Below are 15,169 nucleotides of genomic sequence, written 5' to 3' on the forward strand. Positions count from 1 at the left end.
CTGTAAACCCGCGGCTTGATCTCTTGCTAAGCTATCTGTGAGCGGCCCATGTCAAGATGGGATAACCGGACGCATACGCAGCAGCGGCCGTCATCGAAAAATTCAAATCCAGACTCAAGGTTTAGGCCGTAGTGCGGTACTTGAGGTCGTAGGATGATTTCGCACGCTATCGTCCCAAGCTGTGTTTTGCGGCACCCCAGTTAGGGGCGTACTCGAGACCAACAGATGCGAGGTCAGCTGCAATGTCATTCTTAAGGTGGCGGGTGTTCGAAGCGAAGTATTCCTTGGTGTTAGAGGAAGCAAAAACCATGGGCGCCTTCATCCCTGAGGCCCGCAACTGGCTCGCCGCCTCAATATAGGCCTCGACGATCACGCAGTCTTTCATTGATTCCTTGCCGCGTCGCGCTGGCGTGCGAGGCTCGTTGACACGCCGGAATGCCCGACTCGACACGCCGTCGTTGTGCGGCACCACCTGAGCAACCTGCAGCCACCGGTCCAGCACCGGCCGGGCCCTACTGGTATGGCCATCCAGATGACGGACCTGAATTGGCCCTTGAGCACCATACGCCCCAGCCACATCGTGAATGCGCTGCGCCTGCTCCAAGAATTTCTCCAATGCAACTTGCGCCTCTTCCTCAACGTTCACGATATTGCTTGCAATCTCCAGACTGACCTGCTCGGCCATGAGCACGGTCAGCCCGGACCCCGATTCGGCCATCGCGAGCAGGGCCAGCCCTGCATAGACGTCTTCAGGCATGACGCTTTCGCGAGTGATGTCGCGAACAACGTCAAGCACGGTGCACGTGTCCACGCACAGCACTGGCAACCCCAGTCCCACCAGACTGGAGATCATTTTGGGGCTCAAACTCATGAGCGCGAACGGTCGTATTGCTCAAGGAGGCCGAGGGCGAATTCATAGTCGATTGCCAGTTCGTGTGCTTTGTCGTTGGACCATTGCTCAACTTCGACCAGCCAACGAACAAGCTGATCGGTGTCCAAGCGCTTCGATGCGTCATGTGTCGCGATCAGAAAGGTGTACCAACGATCTCGGTCCATGGGATGCGCGGCACCCGTGGACTTGTTCGCTAGACGCGAGAAGCGCCTCAGCGCGGCAGCTGGTTCTGCCTCGATCCAGTCGTCAAGGGACTGATAGGGCGAGGACAGCTCGACCTCGAAACCGCCGGTACGGGACGCAGGCTCCGCGATTCTGGCTGCAAAGTCGCGCAGGATTGCGTTGTACTTGTTGATACCTAATTCGCCGACGTTTCGAGGCACGATGTTTGACACCTTGTAGCCGTCCCCGTCTTGCCAGAGCACTAGGCCGGATTCGTCGACATCATCGAATGAGTCCCGCACGAGAACTATCGCATCCTCGTCATGAATCGCATGGTCCCGGATGTCCCTTTCCCGCTCTAGGTCGTGGTGCCATGGCTTTTGGACCTGCGCCAGGATGCTCGCTCGAACCGAGCTCGCCGTTGCGCCCCCCTTGAGGTGAAGATTTTGGAAGACTTCGATGTTCTTGTCCGTCATTTCGATTGGGCCGTTGCGAGTCGTTCGGGGAAGGGAGGATAGCCGGCTTAGTGAATCGCCCCGGGGCGATTCACTAAGGAGCAGACGTTCAAGTTAGAGTCGGAGTGCAGGCCTTGGATGAGCCCTCCAGTCGTTCAACTCCTGAAGCCAAGGTGAGTCACGCACTGAGCATACGCGCGTGACCCGGTATCCCTATAGGCGTATTCTTGGACCTAACGCGCGTGCGTCTGCTAGTCATTCGTCATTGGGACGGTTATTGCACAAGATACCAGGACTCAGGGATTAGCCGCTCGCTCCCTCGGAATTCCTGGAGCACATGCACATTCCCCAGGCCCTGAAATGCGTCTGCATTCACATGCTCGAAAACAATCATTTGGAATTCTTGCGCGTGCGTGTCTCGCATATCTTGCACAAACCAATCAAGAAGCTCGAATGCAACTCGGACCAGTTCGCCATCCTCGCTTTTGAGTTGAACACCGTCCATTGGAACTTCTGAAGGATAGTAGGGGCGACTAGGTTGGTCGATAATAAGAAATGCTGGGATGAACGGTGACTTCTCGACCAGGGCAATGGCATGCAATGCTAAGAAGTGGAGCAAGTGCATGAACATGTGGTTCGAACTGCTCCCCACGTTCTCAATCACGCTTGATAGTGGTTTGCGAAGCCGCAACCGCTTCTCCTTGTAGACGAATTCGGGATGCCAAGTGGCGTAGTTGTAGAGAGCATCGCCGGTCCGTTTAAGCAAAATGGCGGCAATTTCATTGATAAGCGATAGTACAGCGTTGCGCTTAGTCTGCACATCTTCGACACTTATGTCGTCGATCTGGGACTGGAGCGAGCCGACAAGATTGCTCTCCGGTTCAGCATTTTGGGGGGTCGATGGGAAAAGTGTTTCTAGGCGACCGAGCGTCTCGCCAACAAAGAGCCATTTTTGCTTCTCGGTCTCAAAAGATTCTGGTGCGGCGGGTAACGCCTTCTGCTGCTCAACCAGTTTGGCCCGCTCCTCTATGAGCTTATTTTGAATTGAGCGCACCTGCACTTCGACAGGCTGATTTCGTTGCGTCACTTTTTTCACTGACGCCAGGTCTGACCTGATGCTGGCAATCAAGTTATCAAAGATAGGTGATTTGACAATGTATTCTGATTGGGCAAGGATTTCCGTTATGGGTATCAGGCTGTCGTAGGTTTCAGCACTCTGGCTTTTATATCGCTTAACCTCCGAAGACAGAAGTCGCAATTTACGCAGCCGTCGGTCTAAGTCAAAAATCGCTGCACTGATTTGGGAGTGTCGGTGAACGGAGTCTTCATTGTCTGGTGTGCGAGCCTCCTGTAAAGCTGCCTTGAGCGTTTGCGGGGAGAGCTGCCGTTCGTCTATGGCTGGCAATCCAAACGCTGCGGCCTGCGCCGCTAGTTGCCTGAGTTCGCCATCAAAGTCAGCGCGCCCCCTTTCTAGACGATTAGAGCGGCGTTCCTCTTTGACAAGCTCACGCTCAAGCTTCTCTTTTCTCTCTCTGTTGGCAATGTTCTGCAACGTGTCGATGCCCATTGCCAAGTCAAAAATGCGTGGCAATGCTTCACGGTATCGGTCCTCATTTTGCTTGTCGAAATAGGTATCGCGACTCGTAATGATGTCTTCCGAAATGGTATTGAAAAGGAAGAAGTATCTGAAGGAGACTTTGGAGCCAGACCTGAGTGCCCCGCCACCATAAGCAAGTCGAACTGCCTCATCTATCTTAAATTCCGCCTCAAGTATTAGCTTGAGATCATCAATTGCGATGTTTGATGTTGGTTGATCAGGGATGTTGCCAACAGATGAAAAATAGACTTCATTAGAAACTGCGTTGCCATTTGGGCTTTGTCGAGCTATGGTGTAGTGCTTTTCGTTTATGGCAAAGGTAAGTCCGTACCATGAAGTGTTGTCATTGATGATGTCGAGTGGAATTTTGTGAGAGCTACCCAGGAAGCAGTAATCCAAGATATCTAGGATGGCACTCTTGCCGCGATGGCTTCCGCCCGTCAGGATGTTGACTTTTCCGCGTTTGAAGTGAAGCTGCCGCTTTTCGTTGCGATGGGACCAGAGAGTAATCGTATCAATCGCGAATTTCAAAGCTCAATCCTCAGGTTTAAGTAAAGCTCGCCCTCAGGGGATGCGAGCAAAGCTGCGATATTCTTAGCGGCCTTCTTTATTCGCATTGCACGGTCGCCTATCGCGACTGAAAATGTCAAGGTTTTTGCAAGAACGAGTTCGCCGTTAAATGCAATGTACTTTGCTTCTGCAAGCAACTGGATAGCGTTGAGAGTGGGGGTCAGGCCAGCCAAAAACCTAGAATTGAAATTGAGGAATAGGTCAGGTCGTGTACTCGTCAAAGCTGACACCTCACGTGCGCGTACGTTCTGTTTTCCTAGGTGTCGCACAGTTGAGTCGTGCATGATGATTGGCATGACCAGTAGCGCTTTAGCCACCGATAAGGTTTGAGTCTCCTCAAGGATGGCCATAAGCCCGGCGGCGCAGATGGCAAAGTTGTTGTAATTTGACCCTTCGTCGTTGGACGAACGCTCATGTACGTCATCGACGCCCTTGAACTCAGTCATTTCGTCTCCCAATCTTTATGCCATCCAATCCTACCAATGTCGGAGAGATGGTAGATTTCACCGTTGCTGTGCTGAATAGACAATACATCGTCACACAATGGAAATGTTGCGCCCAGCATTTCCCTAAGAATTCCACGCCCAATCTTCTCTATGTCTTTGTCTTCGCAGTCAATAAAATCTGCACGAAATTTTCCCTGCCACAGAGTCCTCACATTGTCATGGAGGGTAGAAATGTCTTTGCTGGTAACCTCACCCATCTTGTCCCAATGATCTAGATGCATTGCTAGTTGAAGCTTCTTTGTCGTCAAGTCTGCAGCAATCTCGACATCAACTACATTCAAGTATTTAACCTCCAGCAACCGCTTGATGAAGACTTGAGAAAAAAGATCGTCAGGCATCGATGGCAAGAAGGATTTGATAGTCAACTTAGTGCTTCTTGCGTCGTTGAAATGCTTCCTAAACTTGGCATGAAAGTCCTCAAATGAAAGGATGACAGCTTCGCCGTCTTTAACTTTCTGGAATATGTGTGCCCGCAAATTCGAGTCTATCGCGGCTAAAACATCAGGAACCTTCGCCGTCTCAATGTGAAATTCTTGAACCGCCTGTTTTACCAAGCCAACAATGTCGGCGACATCCAGTTCAAATTTAATAGAAAGTAGAAAGCTTTCTAGAACTGGCAAATCCAGAGATAAAATTTTATTGATGTAATTTTTGATGCCATCGTCAGTGGTCGATTGCTCAGCCGCCTCCAGTACGAGCTTCGCGGCGTCGGCCGCAATTGAGTTTGCCTGCAGCTTACTAATAGCTTCGAATATTGTGTTGGAGTTGCTGTGCTTCTTGTTTGCAACGAGATGAAACTCGGATTGTCGCGTGAACTCAAGCTGTTTTTCCACTTGTTCGCGACCCGCCACCTTGTCTGTAATGACCATCGCCCAGTTGTAGAACGTTTTCCACATGTCTTTGTCCAGCTTCGTAAGTGCTACGGGCTGACCATTCGCTGCAACTTGGGTCGTATGTTTTAGCTGGTAGAAAATGTTTCGGTTTTGGCCGAGTTCGGTGTGAACATCGTCTTTGACCTCAAATCCAACTGACTGACCCACTTTGAGATTAAGAACTTGAAGCAAAAAATAATAGTATTGGTAATCGAAGCCAATACTCTTATCTGCCGCGTTTGTCTTGTCAGCGTGAGTTGCAGTCGAAGCCATACTCAAAGTCAGATGTTTGTTACGGTCACCAATGCGCACACGAATGCGCCGGCCCTGGGCTTGAACACGAGTTCGTATCAATAATGATACGTGTGGTTGAGCGATACGCCCAAGCTATTCGGACCGTGCGCACCTGTTTCCCCAGCCACAGTGTGGAGCTGCACCTGTGAAAGTGTTGAACACACTTGGCTGCCCTGCTTGTGTCACGGCGCGAACCACGGATACCAACGTCGCGAGTCCGCTACCGAGTCTGCTTCGCGTGCTCTGCCGCCGTCAGAGCTCTCCCTCTGACCGGCAGCAACCAGCCTTAACGTGCATTCAGGTTCAGCCGGGATGACAGCTGCACTCGCCCCATTAGCGTCGGTTCTCAGGCCCAACGGCAGGCACGGGCAATTGTGGAACCTTGCCCACCTCCAGCGATACCTTCTGCTGATTCCACGACGCAGTCGCCTCCTGCACAAAGCTCGCGATCGAAGCGGCCAGCTTGACATCCCGTGCATCTGGTGACGCCGCCAATGCCTGCCCGATGTGCAACCAGCCCTTTATGGCCTCTTCCCGGCTGGTTCGCGCCTTGGCTCCTGAGCTATTGACGGGTCGGACCTTTCTCAACCGACCGCCCTCCTTGGCCTTCAGCCACCAGAGTTCCGGATAGCTGGTGTTTCGCCCTCGTGTGGCTTGTCGGGTTGCCTCGGCCTCGACCCCGTAGCCACGCAGCTTCTCCGCAAAGGTCTCCCGCCACCGCTGCAGGTCGGCCTTGCGCGGGTTGAGGCGCCTGCCGCTCATCGACTCTGCCCGCACGCTGATGTGTACATGTGGGTTGGCTTGGTGGTCGTGCAGCACCATCACGTACTTGTGGTCAGCCAGCTCGGTCTGCGCGAACTCGCGCGCCGCTTTCTGCACAATCAGCGGGTCGGTGCCCCGGGGCATGGACAGCATGATGTTGAAGGCCTCGCGACGGTTGCCTTCATCCCCGATCAAGCTGCCGCCATAGCGCCAGTCTTCGCCCAGCTCGTGCACAGCGGATTTACCGCGCACCGTGTCGCCTTGTTCGGTCTCGATGTCGAGTCGGCCGTTTTTGCTGATGTAGCGGATGTGGGCTGCAATGGCCTGCATGCCCCGCCCTCCCCCAGTGACCTTGACCATGACCTGGGGTGCTCTCTTCACCACGGTGGCTTCAATGCGTTTGCGGATGGCGTCTGCGCGCTGGCGCATGCCTCCATCGCCCAGCTTGGGCTGAGGCTTGACCTTGACCACCCGGTTGCCCGGGTAGAACAGGCGATCACCCCACTGGATGAGCACCCCGTCGATTTTGTGCGTCTGGGTCATGGTGTCCTCCTGGTGGTCATCGGCTCAGGTGCCGAGAAGTCTGTGCGGTTGCCCCACGTGGCCGCAGATCGGCCAGCAGAGCCGCGGCCTGGGCGAGGTGTCGCCGAACGTCGCCATCCAGCGTGTCGAGCATGTCCCGATAAACCAGTGCCCTGGGCACGTTGCTCTGGGTCAGCAGGCGTGTGAGGGCGTGGATGTTGCGACTGAGGTCAGCGAGATGGGCGTTGGAGCCAGTGATAGCGGCCAATTGCTCCGCCTTGCTGGCGCCGCTCAGAAGCCAGGGTGCTCCCGCCACCAACTCCGCCACATAGCGACCAGGGCTCAGGCCCGCCTGCTTCGCTGCAGCCAAGGTGGTCTGAATGTCTTCGCGGGCCATGCGCAGGCACAAACGCGCATTGGCCGGTGCCCGTTTGAAGGCCGTGTGCTCGGATACCGACGCCTCGGGCTCTGCAAGGCCCCCCAGTGCTTGAATCAGAGCCGTTCTGACCAGGGTCGAGGGCGACATGCCCAAGGCCTGAGACCGGTCCAGCAGCAGACCCTTCAGGCCTTGCAGGTCGATGCTGATGCGCTCGCGAGAATGGGACTCCATGATCGCCTCCAGACACGTGATCACCCGGGGTGACGTGTCGGACAACCGGCGCCGCGGCGCCTATCCTGCAATCACCCATGCACTGATGTTCACCGAGGATCGATAGAACCGAGGTGCTGGATTCACCCTGAAATCCAGCAGACTCTGGCAAGCTGGCACCCACCGGGTTGTCAAACCGTTTGACAACCGGTGAGGCTGCAGTCCGCGAACTGAGGGGGGATGGGCAGCAGGTCGATGGCGTTCAAGCCAGGGCCTGGCTGCCAAGAGAAGGACTGGTTTTGGTGGGACCGAACCGGGAAGTTGTCAAACGGTTTGACAACTCATGTCCCGGTCCATCCCAACAAGGTCAGGCGACTGGCTTGCACCGCTTGCATCTGACCACCCGTCACAGGCATCACATAGACCTGCCCTGCCTGTGCTGGCCTCTGCAAGATGCTGAGCGCTACCTCAACACCATCCAGGCTGGCCAGCAGTCTCAGCGGAGCATTCATGGGCGCGCGAGGCGTGGATTCCGGGTTGAGGCTTGGGGATTGCCTGGTCTTATCCGTGGCACCTGTTTGAGCATCCTCCATCCGGCTGGCCTCCATGGTTTCGATCAGTGCCGATGTTCCCCGACGAACACTGCCCGATCCTTCGGTGAGGTCGGTACGCAAGGCCGCAACGCTTTCTCGGGTGATGGCCTCCCGATCCGAAGCCCAGGCCTCGACATACTGCGGATGCTGACCCGCCAGCTTGCGCAGTTCGTAGAGTTCGGCAAGCCCTCGACAGCGCCCTTCCCGGTACGCCCCCATCAACCAGTCCGGCGGATCGATCAAGGCCGTCGCCAGCGTCACGTACTGCCGGCTCTTGCCGATGGCGCGCGCGATGTCGGCCTGCGTCTGCCCCTGGTTCAGCGCCCGTTGCACGAACAGCGCGATCTCCAGTGGGCTCAGGCCCTTGCGCTGTTCGTTCTCGATGAACTGGTCCACGCTGTTGGCGGTCTGGTCCACAAAGGCGGGGATCTCGGACAGTCCGACCCGCTTGCAGGCCCGCAAGCGACGAGCGCCGAAGTTGAGCATCCAGCGGCCGGACTGTGTGGGATGGGTGCGCACCGAGACCGGTTGGCGCACGCCCCGCTCACGAATGGTCTCCGCCAACTCGGTCAGGCTCTGCTCGTCGAACTCCTGCCGGGGCTGGTCCGGGTCTTCGTCGATGGTGTCCAGCGGAATCCGCAAAGGGGTTCCGCCCTCCCCCCCGGTCGGCGGCAGCAGGTCCAGACTATCCAGCGACAGGGCCATGGTCCGCTCCATTGATGGGGGTGATGGGGGTTGTCTGTGTCTGCGCTCCATCCAGCACGGCTTTGGCAATCACGACCATGGCCACCTCGATCTCGCGCCAGGCGTCCCGCGCGGCGGTCTTCTTCATCTCCCACAGCACCAGGCCTTCGGCCTGCGCTTCGGCCACGGCCGAGCGGCGCGGCATGGAGGCGTACTGCCCCGGCTTGGTGCCGTAAGGAATCAGGATGGGGTGGAACTTCTGCACCAGTTGCAGGAAGTTCTCCCGCTGGAACGGGTTGGCCTCCACCATCACCGGGAGCAGCCCGATCAGGTGCAGCTTCGGGTTGAGCATGGTCTTGATCTTGCGCACCCCCACCCGGTGGTGGTTGAGCAGGGCATGCACGCCGTCCAGGGCTTCCTGGTTGAGCTGGATCGGGGAGAGCACGAACTCGGCCGAGACCAGCGCCGCGATCATGCGGATGTCCGGGTTGGGGTTGGTGTCGATGAGGCAGACGTCGAACCGGGCTTCCATGGCCTTCAGGAAGACGCGCAGGTTGTTCGCGAAGGCGTTTTGCAGGCTGGGCTGGCGCTCCAGCCCGGAAAGATCTTGGTCAGCGGCGACAAGGACGAAGTCCGCGGACGGAATGACCGGGCTCGTCTGCGTGAGCAAGGCGCTGGCCGGGACTTCGGCCACGGCCACGCGCTGGGACTTGCGCAGCGGGTCCGAGAAATTGCCCTGGTGGTCCAGGTCGATGGCCAGCACGCGGCAGCCGAGTTTGCGGAAGTAGTGGGCCAGCAAGGTGGCGACGGCGGATTTGCCGACGCCCCCCTTCTGGTTGGCGAGCACAAGGGTCTTCATGGGGGTTCCTCCAGCGCGACCGACAAGGGAGGTCGAGGCGAAGGACAACCGTTCCCGGGCGCCGCGCTCGATGCGCCGGCGGCCGGGATCGCGCGAGCCGGCGCCGGCCGGCGAGCGCGTTTTGGAATTTCACGCGCACGCACCGCTCGATGATGGGCGCGCTGCGGCGTGTGGGCGGCGCTGGATTCGGGGTTGAATCCAGCGCCGGGTTCACACAGACCTTGTGGATCAGACCTTGAGTTTGCGCATCTCTTCAGCCAGCACCCACAGCGCCCGGTTCAGGCTCACGCTGCGGTCAATGCTGGCCACCGGGCGGGTGTGCAGGCGCCGGCCCTTGGCACCGCGCCCGGGCTGGCCACCACGCAGGGCGTTCTCCTGCACCCGCTGAAATGTGGTCCACAGGCTGTTGCCGAAGTCCTCCGGACGGCGGGCTTCGATCAGCTGTTCGGCGGTCACCGGGGCCGGTGGTTCGCCCTCCCCTCGTTCACCGTAGCGCAGCGCCAGGGCGGCGGTGGCGAAGGCCTGCTGTTCCTCGCGCCGCAGCGGCAGGGCTTTCATGCTGTCGGTGGAGGCGTCCACCACCTCGAAGTCCTCCAGCACCCGGAACGCGCCTTCGATCACCTCGTCCTGAATGTTGCCCTTGTGCGGGATGCGGATGTCGTTGGTGACGTCGCCCACCACCAGACCATTGCAGCAGACAAACCTGAACACGCCCGCCAGCATCTGGTAACTGCTGGCGCCGTCGTGGCTGTTGATCAGGATGATTTCGTTGGCCTCGGGCCGGGTGTTGACCTGCCCGGCGTGGCGCATGCGGATCATGTGCTTGGTGAACTCGGTCTTGCCTTCGATGCGGCTTTTGCTCTGGGCCACCATGAAGGGTTCGAAGCCTTCCTGGCGCAAGCCGCGCAGCACGTCGATGGTGGGGATGTAGGTGTAGCGCTCGGAACGGCTGCCGTGTTTGCCTTCGGCAAAGATGGACGGCGCAGCCCGGCGCATCTGGTCTTCGGCCAGCGGGGTCTCGCTGCGGATCACAAACGTGTTCTGACCAAAGCGAGCGGCCAGGCGGGGGGAATGGGCGGTAGAGATCATGGTGATGCTCCTGGTTCTAGGAATGGGGGCAGAAACGGGATGAACGCCGGGCGGCCGAACCGCCCGGCTTGCGTGTTCAGGCATGCGCCGGTTGGCGTTCGCTGCGGGCCTTGCGGCTGTTGTTGGGTGCGCTGGGGGCTGCTGCAGGGGGATCACCCGCACCCTCACGCGAGCGGCGGGCTTCGCCCTCGGCCTTGCTGTCGAGGTAGTCGATTTCGTCCACGGTGAAGGCCAGCCCGTAGACCTCCGCCCCGTCGTTGTCCTGGTAGTTGTTATTGCGCACCCGCCCGACGATGTTCACGTGCGAGCCCTTGCCCAGGTACTCGGCCGCGTGTTCGGCCTGCTTGGCCCACAGCGTCCACTGGATCGCGGTCGCTTCTTCGGACCGCTCTTCGCCGCTGCCCCGGCGGCTGTTGCTGATGGCGGTCAATACCGCCTTGGCGACCTTGCCTTCGCGCCCGTTGACGAATTCGAGCTTGACGGCACCGGCCAGGTGCGCGTGACGCTGGATGACTTGAACATTGGCCATGGTGGAACTCCTTGCGAGAGCGACCAGCCGGACCCCGATCCGGGTTCCTCAAAGCTGATCCTCTCGCTCGGACTCCCTCGCTCCCGCCCACGGGCGGGCGGGGGGTGGGCAAGGCCCCTTCCCTCGGGAAGGGGTGGGGGATGGGGACACCTTGCAGCACGAAACAGTGAGCCAGTCACCTGGCCCACCGCTGAAAGATCCCCCCACAAGTCCCCCTCATCTGTGGATGGGGGCGCCGTGGGGGGATAACGGTGGGCCCATTGGCGCACGCGCTGCCCCGAGCCTCTTCGGGCGACCAGCGCAGCGCAGGCGACCGGGTGAACTGAGCAGCGGCGGCTCTGCGGACGGCGTGACACCAAGCGCAGCGACTGGCGCGGCGTTCGAGCCGCTGCGATCACCTCAGGGGTTCACGGACCCCAAGGCTTCCAACGGCCCGGCTTCGGGCATGGCGGGTGTCCGGGGGGACGATCTGGCGGGCGGGACGGGACCACAGCGCAGCGGCGGGAGCGGCCTGCACGTCAGTTCGTCCAGCGGGCTCGTTCCCGCGCAGCGGGAAGGAAACCAGACCGCGATACCGGGCACGGGACAGGGCCGCTGCCCCATGTGCTGCCGGTGAACACCGGCCATGCTCCGCCCTCCTCTGCGCTCGTGCGTAGCGCGCTGTTCAGCAACAAGAAAGTTGGGGCTGAAGCCCCATGATTTACGCGAGGCCGATTTCTGCCATGGAGCAGATCACGTCGCCAGCGACGATGAAATGGTCGAGCACCCGCACATCGACAAGCGCGGCCGCCTGCTTGATCGTCTGCGTCAGATGTTCGTCGGCCCGCGACGGACGGGCCTCGCCACTGGGGTGGTTGTGCACCAGGACCAGGGCGCTGCTGTTGCGCATCAGTGCATCGCGCACCACCTCACGCGGGTAGACCGATGTCTGGCTCACCGTGCCCCGGAACATCTCGACGTAGTCCAGCACGCGGTTCTGCGAGTTCAGGTGCACCACGGCAAACACCTCATGCGGCAGGCTGCCCAGCCGGGCACGCAGAAAGTCCTTCACCACGGCGGGCGAGTCCATCAGGTCGCTGCCGCGCACCTGGGCGGCCAGCAACCGCTGCGCCGCCAGCAGCACCTCGTCGGCCTCGGCCGGCCGGTACTGGCCTGTGAGGTCGCGGATGAGAAAGCCTCCCGCCCCTGCGGGCACCGACAGGAGGGAATCGAGGGAAGAGAACAGATCGTGCTGCATGACCAACTCCGGTGATCGGGCGGGATTGCCCGAGACCGGAACCGGCACACCGCAGCGCAGCGGTCACAGGTTCGAAGACGGCCGCAAGGCCGCCAGCGCCCACAGGGCGCGCAGACCTTGACGGCGAGAACGGTGTGCAAGGATGAAGGGAACAGCAAGCCAGCCCCACCACACCTGCAGGCGTGAGGCAGGCAAGCGCAGCGCGCAGGCCGGGGCATGCCCCCGGCCGGAGGCGTCAGCGATCGGCGCCCGACAGGGTCGAGACACCGGGACACGCGTGGCCTGGTGGCTTGATGCGCAGCACCAGAGCGCGGTCCGGCCGCGCCGGAGAGGCACAAAAAATCCCGGCTGAAGCCGGGATGTGGTGGTGCACGTCTGAACTTGTCGCTGTTCAAGTCGCCTGATGAGCGTCTGTCTCGTGCTCGCCCTGCCCTTCCACCACCTGAACAGGCTCGGTCAGCATCTGCGGCAGCCAGCCCGAGCCAGCGGCCAGCGGCCAGCCGTTCGGCCTCGGCGGTGATCTGGGTCTTCTTGAGCTTTGCAAGCCGTTGCACCTCACCCGGAGCGAAAACCTGCACCCCTTCCAACGCCTTGGCCTTGGACACGTGGTCGAAGTAACCCGCTGCCGTGGGTGTCCACCAGCCGTGCATGTCCAGCCCCACCGCCTGTGCCAGCAGCGCGGCGGGTGCTTCGTCTTCGTGTTGAGCGAGGGCCGACACCGTCAGGCCCACACACAGGGCCAGCAGCGACAGCAGTTCTTCCTGTTCCATTGCCAGCAGTTCGGCAAACAGGGCCTTTGGGTCCCCCGGCAACCGCGCTGCCCAGGCCTCGCGCACGGCGCGCAGGCCCTGCGAAGCCGGGGCCTCTGCAACGTCTGGAGCATGCTGCTCCAGCCGGTCCTGCGGTGTGGCGCTGATGTTGACCGGCGATGCACCGTAGCTACCCAGGATCACCCGCTGCGTCAACTGGTGCACCAAGGCGACCAGCGCGATGTTGGGATGACGGGCCACCTCGGCCTGCAGGGCGGCGGTGCGGTGCGCGCTCAAGCGCCGCACCAGCTTCTCTGACAGTCCGCCCCGGCTGGTGGGTGTTTCTGCTGACTCCACCTCGCCTTCTGCCTGTGCGTCCGTTGTCGGTCGATCCTGCGCTCGCAATGCCTTGACCTGTTCAACGCGCAACAGCCCGCGATGCACCACCACAGCCCCCATGGGGTCCACCGACACCACCGCGCCGGCCATGGACACGACGCCGGGTTCGTACACCACCAGGGTCTGTTCGATGGCGTCCAGTTCATCGCCCAGCCGGTCCAGTTCTTCGTGCAGAGCCTGCGCACCGTCGTCGCTCAGGTCGTCGTCTTCGTCATCGAGTTTGTCCTGGAGCCGCGCCTGCTCCGCCTCCAGTTTCTCGATACGCTTGGCTTCCGCCTTGCTGGGTTCCCGGCGCGAGCGCCGCGCCCGCTGGAAGGTGTGCAGTTCGGACGAAGACACACGCGGCGTGACATCCACCCAGCCCCAGCCTTCGACCCGCACCGACTCGGCCGCATCGGCCAGCCGGTCACGGGCCAGCCTCTCCAGCAAAGCGGCATCGGTGAGGAACACCCCCTTCTGCTCGTCCGCGAACAGGTCGCGCCGGATGCCACCGCCCGCCGCTTCGTAGGCCTCCACCCCCACGAATCGCGCGAGCGCGTCGCGGCAAGCATCCACCTCGTCGCGGGTCAGGTGGTCCCGCAGGGATTCCGGACTGCGCTGCCACTGTGGCACCTCATAGAAAGCCGACACCTGCGCTGCATGGTCGTCGGTGATCGCCAGGGCCATCAACTGCTCCAGCGTGACCGCTCCCAGCTGGTAGTCCACCAGCAGCCGGGGTGCGACGTTGGCCAGCCGCAGCCGCCGGTTGACCACCAGCGGTGTGACTCCGAAGTCAGCAGCGATGTCTTCCAGCGACCGGCCTTCGGCCACCAGCGACTTCCAGGCAAACAGTTCGTCCACCGGGGACATCGCCTCACGCTGCACGTTCTCGCTCAGGCTCACGGTGCGGGCCGAGGCATCGGGCACCAGCAGGCAAGGCACCGGATGGTCCTTCGCGAGTTTGTGGCGCTTGACCAGCAGCTTCAAGGCGGCCAGCCGCCGACGCCCGGCCACCACCTCGGACCACTGACCATCGGGCGTGGTGACGACGGTCAGGTTCTGCAGCAGACCCACGCGGGCGATGCTCGCTGCGAGTTCGGGAATGGCCGTGCCGCCGCTCTGGCGCACGTTGCGGCTGGAGGGCCGCAGCCGCGACAACGGGATCAGGTGCAGTTCGTAAGGTGCGACCTCTGGCACGGTGACAGATTCGGCTGCAACTGCCGACTCGCCAATGGTCGCAGCGACGGCCACGGCGCTCAAGGCCAGGGTTTCGGATTGGGTAACGGTGTTCATGTGAAATCTCCTGTCCCACACGGGGACCTTGTTCAAACAATGGAAGACATCGAAAAACAGAGGGGAAGTCAGTCGGCGTTGTGCATGGGCGCTCTCCTTGGGTGTTGGGCTCCGCAGGGGCCGCGAAGCCCTTCGCGGCCATGGGCAGCAGCTGGGGCCGGCGCGGGTGCGCCGTCAAGGGAGGAAGCGAAGGCGCTGGCGCGGCCCGCAGGCGCAGCCGAGGACACGGGCGCCGCAGCGGCCCTTGACGGGAGGAGCGCTCGCAGAGGCCAGGCAAGCCGGCGAAGCTGGCGCGCAGGTGGTGCTAAGTCCGCTTAGCACCTCCGAAGAGAAAAAGGTCAGCCCTTCGGTCGAGGGCCAAACCCAGCCGAAAGGCCGTCAGCGTTCATAGGATGCACAGACGGTGAAAGCGAAAACGGTGAGCTTGGATGAAGGGATCAGCAAGCCAGCCCCACCACACATCTAGGCGTGACGCACACAAGCGCAGGACCACTCGGCCGAAAGCGTCAAGGATTGGCGCTTCACGGCCAGGCCCTG

General features: G+C 60.6%; 13 protein-coding genes. All 13 read right to left on the minus strand.

Annotated elements, in window-relative coordinates; all coding sequences use genetic code 11:
- Window positions 1-166: 166 nt before the first annotated feature.
- Window positions 167-853: a PIN domain-containing protein gene (locus RCO38_RS18385; protein WP_308329850.1), complete on the minus strand. Its 687-nt coding sequence runs from the start codon at window positions 851-853 to the stop codon at window positions 167-169.
- A gap of 14 nt (window positions 854-867) precedes the next feature.
- Window positions 868-1,530 (minus strand): hypothetical protein, encoded by a 663-nt coding sequence (locus RCO38_RS18390; RefSeq protein WP_308329852.1) that lies wholly within the window; start codon window positions 1,528-1,530, stop codon window positions 868-870.
- A gap of 253 nt (window positions 1,531-1,783) precedes the next feature.
- Window positions 1,784-3,637 (minus strand): DUF3732 domain-containing protein, encoded by a 1,854-nt coding sequence (locus RCO38_RS18395; RefSeq protein ID WP_308329854.1) that lies wholly within the window; start codon window positions 3,635-3,637, stop codon window positions 1,784-1,786.
- Window positions 3,634-4,122: a three component ABC system middle component gene (locus RCO38_RS18400; protein ID WP_308329856.1), complete on the minus strand. Its 489-nt coding sequence runs from the start codon at window positions 4,120-4,122 to the stop codon at window positions 3,634-3,636. The genes RCO38_RS18395 and RCO38_RS18400 overlap by 4 nt, the downstream gene beginning before the upstream one ends.
- On the minus strand, window positions 4,119-5,327 hold the full coding sequence (locus RCO38_RS18405) for a hypothetical protein (RefSeq protein ID WP_308329858.1): 1,209 nt from the start codon (window positions 5,325-5,327) through the stop codon (window positions 4,119-4,121). Before RCO38_RS18405 ends, RCO38_RS18400 begins: the two co-directional genes overlap by 4 nt.
- Before the next feature lie 354 nt (window positions 5,328-5,681).
- Window positions 5,682-6,653 carry a relaxase/mobilization nuclease domain-containing protein gene (locus RCO38_RS18410; RefSeq protein WP_308329859.1) on the minus strand — a complete coding sequence of 324 codons (972 nt, stop codon included), beginning with the start codon at window positions 6,651-6,653 and terminating at the stop codon, window positions 5,682-5,684.
- A 16-nt stretch (window positions 6,654-6,669) separates the two neighbouring features.
- Complete coding sequence (locus tag RCO38_RS18415; RefSeq protein ID WP_308329860.1) at window positions 6,670-7,242, minus strand: hypothetical protein; 573 nt, start codon at window positions 7,240-7,242, stop codon at window positions 6,670-6,672.
- Window positions 7,243-7,562: 320 nt separating this feature from the next.
- The gene (locus tag RCO38_RS18420; protein WP_308329861.1) at window positions 7,563-8,519 is read right to left on the minus strand and encodes a ParB/RepB/Spo0J family partition protein; all 957 of its coding nucleotides are present in this window, start codon (window positions 8,517-8,519) and stop codon (window positions 7,563-7,565) included.
- On the minus strand, window positions 8,500-9,357 hold the full coding sequence (locus tag RCO38_RS18425) for a ParA family protein (RefSeq protein WP_308329862.1): 858 nt from the start codon (window positions 9,355-9,357) through the stop codon (window positions 8,500-8,502). Before RCO38_RS18425 ends, RCO38_RS18420 begins: the two co-directional genes overlap by 20 nt.
- Window positions 9,358-9,585: 228 nt before the next feature.
- A complete protein-coding gene (locus RCO38_RS18430; RefSeq protein ID WP_308329864.1) occupies window positions 9,586-10,446 on the minus strand; it encodes a DUF932 domain-containing protein in 861 nt (286 codons plus the stop codon).
- Between the two features lie 76 nt (window positions 10,447-10,522).
- On the minus strand, window positions 10,523-10,975 hold the full coding sequence (locus tag RCO38_RS18435) for a single-stranded DNA-binding protein (protein ID WP_308329865.1): 453 nt from the start codon (window positions 10,973-10,975) through the stop codon (window positions 10,523-10,525).
- Window positions 10,976-11,675: 700 nt separating this feature from the next.
- A complete protein-coding gene (locus RCO38_RS18440; RefSeq protein WP_308329866.1) occupies window positions 11,676-12,077 on the minus strand; it encodes a JAB domain-containing protein in 402 nt (133 codons plus the stop codon).
- Complete coding sequence (locus tag RCO38_RS18445) at window positions 12,044-14,632, minus strand: ParB/RepB/Spo0J family partition protein (protein WP_308329867.1); 2,589 nt, start codon at window positions 14,630-14,632, stop codon at window positions 12,044-12,046. The genes RCO38_RS18440 and RCO38_RS18445 overlap by 34 nt, the downstream gene beginning before the upstream one ends.
- Window positions 14,633-15,169: the final 537 nt, after the last annotated feature.

Origin of the sequence: Hydrogenophaga pseudoflava, from assembly GCF_031020795.1 — a bacterium.
Classification (GTDB): domain Bacteria; phylum Pseudomonadota; class Gammaproteobacteria; order Burkholderiales; family Burkholderiaceae_C; genus Hydrogenophaga; species Hydrogenophaga pseudoflava_A.